This window comes from Streptomyces sp. NPDC054841 (genome assembly GCF_053611045.1).
Map to the genome: position 1 here is coordinate 1 of NZ_JBSGZO010000350.1, position 4,614 is coordinate 4,614.

General features: G+C 73.2%; 1 protein-coding gene. It reads right to left on the reverse strand.

Annotation, left to right across the window (positions count from 1 at the left end; genetic code table 11):
* Nucleotides 1-4,614 (reverse strand): type I polyketide synthase (locus tag ACWGI8_RS32605; protein ID WP_453666446.1); only part of this gene is annotated, 4,614 nt, incomplete at both ends.

The window sequence follows — 4,614 nt, forward strand, 5'->3', positions numbered from 1 at the left end:
GACCACCGGTGATCAGGTACACACCGTCCGGGGTGATCTCGCCCTGACCGCCGTCGTCCGGGCGGGTGCGGGCCAGGCGCGGCACCAGACGGCCCGACTCCCGCAGCGCGACCAGCCGTTCGTCGTCCGCGTGCCGGAGCTGCGTCCACAAGGCGTCGGTGCCATCCGTGGCCGGCAGGTCGATCAGCGTGGTCGACAGCTCCGGGTACTCCTGCGCCACCGCGAGGGAGAAGCCCCAGGCGAGCGCCTGCTGAGGGTGCGTCACCTGCATGCTGTCACCGGCGGCCTGGCTGCCCCTGACGACCACGAACAGGCGGGGAGCCCGGCCGCCCTGCGGACGCTCGGCCAGCGTCCGCACCAGGTGCAGGGTGCTCAGGCAGCACAGCCGCGCCGCCTCCTCGGCCGTACCGGTATCCGCGATCGCCGGAGCGTCGAGCGCGGACAGCTGGACCACCCGCTCGGGCAACCCGTCCGCGAATGCCTCGTCGAGCAGCCGGGCCAGATGCTGCGGATCGGCCGGATCGAGGACGTAGCGGCCCGGGCCCTCGACACCGAACGACTCGCCCCGGCGGGCGATCACATACGGCACCGAGGAGCCGAGCCGCTCGCCGAGTTCGGCGGCCACCCCCGACCCGTCGGACAGGATCAGCCAGCTGCCGTCGCCGGCGGGCGGCTCCTGCGCGATCGGGCGCGGCTGCCAGCGCGTCTCGAAGACCGCTCCGTCCAGCGGGGAGAGCGCGGCCAGCTCGAACTTCTCGGCCTCCAGGACCAGTTGCTCGTTCTCGTCGAAGAGCCGCAGGTCCAGGAACGCGGTGTCGCCGTTCACGGAACGCAGATGACAGGTCACCCACACGGGCGTGGTGCGCCGCCCGGTGAACCGCAGCCGTCCGATCCCGGCGGGCACGAACGCCCGGCCTTCGGGCGCGTCGCCCGGCAGAGCTGCCGTGTGGAAGGCGGCGTCGAGGACCGCGGGATGCAGCAGATGACCGGCCGCGTGCCGGTCGGCCAGCCGGCCGAGCGCCGCGGTGTCCGTGCAGTGGCCCGCCTCCAGGCCCTGGAAGGCGGGACCGTATTCGATGCCGAGCGTGGCGAGCTGGGAGTGGACGGCCGGCAGGTCCACCTCCTCCACGCACAGCTCGCGCAGCGCACTGACCTCCTCGCCCGCATCGCCCACATCGGCTGCGGGATCGGCCGGGGTGGCGGTGACCCGTCCGCTGACGTGCCGTTCCCACCGCGTTCCGCGCCCACCGGCGGCCGCCGAGGCGATGGTGAAGTCCCGGAAGCCGTCCTCGACGGGGCGCAGGACGAGTTGCAGCCGTACGGGCTTCTCCTCGTCCAGGCGAAGCGGCTGGACGAACCTGACGTCGGCCAGCCTCACGTCGCCGTCGTCCTGCAGCGCGGACGCGCCCGCCAACGCCATGTCGAGGAAGGCGGCGCCGGGCAGCCAGACCTCGCCGGTGACCCGGTGGTCGGTCAGGTAGGCGAAACGGCTGTCGCGCAGGTCGATCTCGCTCTGGAAGATGTGCCGGTCGGGTTCGTCGCTGGCCTCGACGTGCGTACCGAGGAGCGGCGAGGCGCCCGTGGCGGTGGCGGGCGCGGGGGCGAGCCAGTGGCGTTCGCGTGCGAAGGCGTACGTGGGCAGGGCGACTCGGCGGCCCTGGGGGAACAGCACATGCCAGTCGGGCGTGTGCCCGGCCGCGTACAGCTCTCCCAGCCTGCCCAGCAGAACGTCGTGCCCGTCCTGCTGCCGGCGCAGCGAGCCGACGCCGACCGCGTCGATCCCGGCCTCGGCCGCCACCGCCTCGATCGACGCGGTGAGCGACGGGTGCGGGCTCAGCTCCACGAAGTAGCGGTAGCCGTCGTCCAGCATCCGTCGGATCGTCTCCGCGAAACGGACCGGTTGCCGGAGATTGGCGTACCAGTGCTCGGCATCGAGCCGGTCACCGGGCACGGGTTCGGCCGGCACCGCCGAGTACAGCGGGATCGGCGTCCGTGTGCCCCGGATACCGGAGAACCGGTCGAGCAGTTCCTCGCGGAGCGGGTCCATCAAGGGGGTGTGCGAGGCGAACGGCGTCGACAGCCGGCGTGCGGTGATCCGCTGCTCGTCGAAGTGCCGGCGCAGCTCGGCCAGCGCGTCGGCTTCGCCGGAGACGGCCGTGGAATGCGCGCTGTTGACCGCCGCCACGAACAGCCGCTCCGCGTACGGCGCGAGCAGCTCCTCGACCTGAGCGCGCGGCAGCTCCACGGCCAGCATGCCGCCCTGTCCGACCAGCGGTACGACCGCCCGGGCGCGCACGGTCACCACGGCCACGGCGTCGTCCAGGGTGAGAGCGCCCGCACTGTAGGCGGCGGCGATCTCGCCCAGGCTGTGCCCGACCACGGCGTCCGGGGCGATGCCGAGCGCACGCCAGGCGGCGGCCAGCGCCGCGTTGACGGCGAACAGCACCGGCTGCAGGAACTCGGTCCGGCCGAGAGGGGAGAATTCTTCCGGCGCCCGCAGCACGTTGAGCACCGACCAGCCGACGTGACGGCGAACCGCCTCGTCGATGCGGGCCAACTCCTCGCGGAACGCTTCGGAGCCGGCCATCAACCCCATGCCCATGCCCGGCCATTGACCGCCGTGCCCGGCGAATACGAAGGCGATTTTGCCCGTCTGTTCCTCGCGGGACGGCGCCAGCGGTGCCCGTCCGGTCGCCAACGCAGCCAGCTGGGACAGCAGTTCGTCCCGGTCGCCCGCCACGATCCCCGCGCGCCGCTCGAAGTGACTGCGGTGGCGTGCAAGGGTGTGGGCGACGTCCGGCAGGGCGGTGTCCTCGGTCACGTACCGGACCAGCCGCGCGGCCTGCCCCCGCACGGCAGCCTCACTGCGCCCGGACAGGGCGAACAGCCGCTTTTCCCGGGTGACGTCGCCCTTCGGCGTCGCTTCGACCGGCGCCGGCTCGACAGACGGGGCCTCGACCGGCGGGGCCTCGACCGGCGGGGCCTCCTCCACGATCACATGCGCGTTGGTTCCGCTGATCCCGAAGGCGCTCACCGCGGCACGACGTACGCGCTCCGGCGACGACGGCCAGGCCACCGCCTCCTGCAGCAGCTTCAGCCCGCTCTCGTCCCAGTCGACGTGCCGGCTGGGCGCGGCGGCGTGCAGCGTGGCCGGCAGGGTCCGGTGATGCAGCGACTGCACCACCTTGATCAGCCCGGCCACGCCCGAAGCCGCTTGTGCATGCCCGATGTTGGACTTCAGCGAGCCCAGGTACAGCGGGCGGTCCTGCGGGTGCGAGTCGCCGAAGACCTCCGACAGGGCGTTCGCCTCGATCGGGTCGCCCAGCGTCGTCCCGGTCCCGTGCGCCTCCACGTAGTCGATGTCGGCGGGCTCGAGCCCGGACAGCTCCAGCGCCCGCCGGATCACCCGCTCCTGAGCCGGACCGTTCGGCGCGGACAACCCCTGACTGCGGCCGTCCTGGTTGACGGCCGTGCCGCGCAGCACCGCCAGCACCTCGTCCCCGTCGCGCCGCGCATCGCTCAGCCGCTTCAGTACGACCATGCCCGCGCCCTCGGCCCAGATGGCGCCGTCGGCGTCGTCCGAGAAGGAGCGGCAGCGGCCCGTCGGGGACAGACCCCGCAGGCGGCTGAACTCCACGAAGGTCTGCGGCGTCACCATCAGCGTCACGCCACCGGCGAGCGCGAGGTCGCACTCGCCCGACCTCAGCGCCTGCGCCGCCAGGTGCGTCGCCACCAGCGACGACGAGCACGCCGTATCCACCGTCAGCGCCGGGCCGTGCAGCCCCAGCGCGTACGCGAGCCGGCCGGAGGCCACGCTCAGCGCCGACCCGGTACCGACGTACCCGTCCAACTGGTCGAGCCGGGAGCCCGCCAGGTAGTCGCTGCCGAACATGCCGACATACACGCCGGTGGTGCTCCCCGCCAGCCCGGCGGGCACGATCCCGGCGCGCTCCAGCGCCTCCCACGCCGTCTCCAGCAGCAACCGCTGCTGCGGGTCCATGGCTGCCGCCTCCTTCGGAGTGATCCCGAAGAAGCCCGCGTCGAAGGACTCGATGTCATCCAGGAAACCGCCTTCCCGGGCGTACGACTTGCCCCGGGCCTCCGGGTCGGGGTCGTACAGCGACTCCACGTCCCAGCGCCCCGCCGGGAACGGGCCCACCGCGTCACGGCCCTCAGCGACCAGGCGCCACAGGTCCTCCGGATCGCCCACTCCGCCCGGCAGGCGGCATGCCATGGCCACCACGGCCACCGGCTCGTGGGGCGCCGACTTCGCCGACTTCGCAGACTCCGCCGACGTGGCCGCACGGGTCCGCTGCGTGTCGGGTGCGGTGCGAGGGACCGCACGGCCGTCCGTCGCGAGTGCGGTGGTCAGCAGGTACCCGGTGAGCCGGGCCGCAGTGGGGTGATCGAAGAGCAGGGTGGCGGGGAGTTTGGCGCCGACGCGGGTGGCGATGCGGTTGCGCAGTTCGACCGCCGTCACCGAGTCCATGCCGAGATCGCGCAGCGGCTGGTCGGGCCGGACGGACTGCGCCGAGCGCAGCCCGAGGGCGCGGGAGACCTCCTCGCGGACCAGGGCCAGTACGCGTTCGGCGCGTTCCGCCTCGGTCAGCCGGG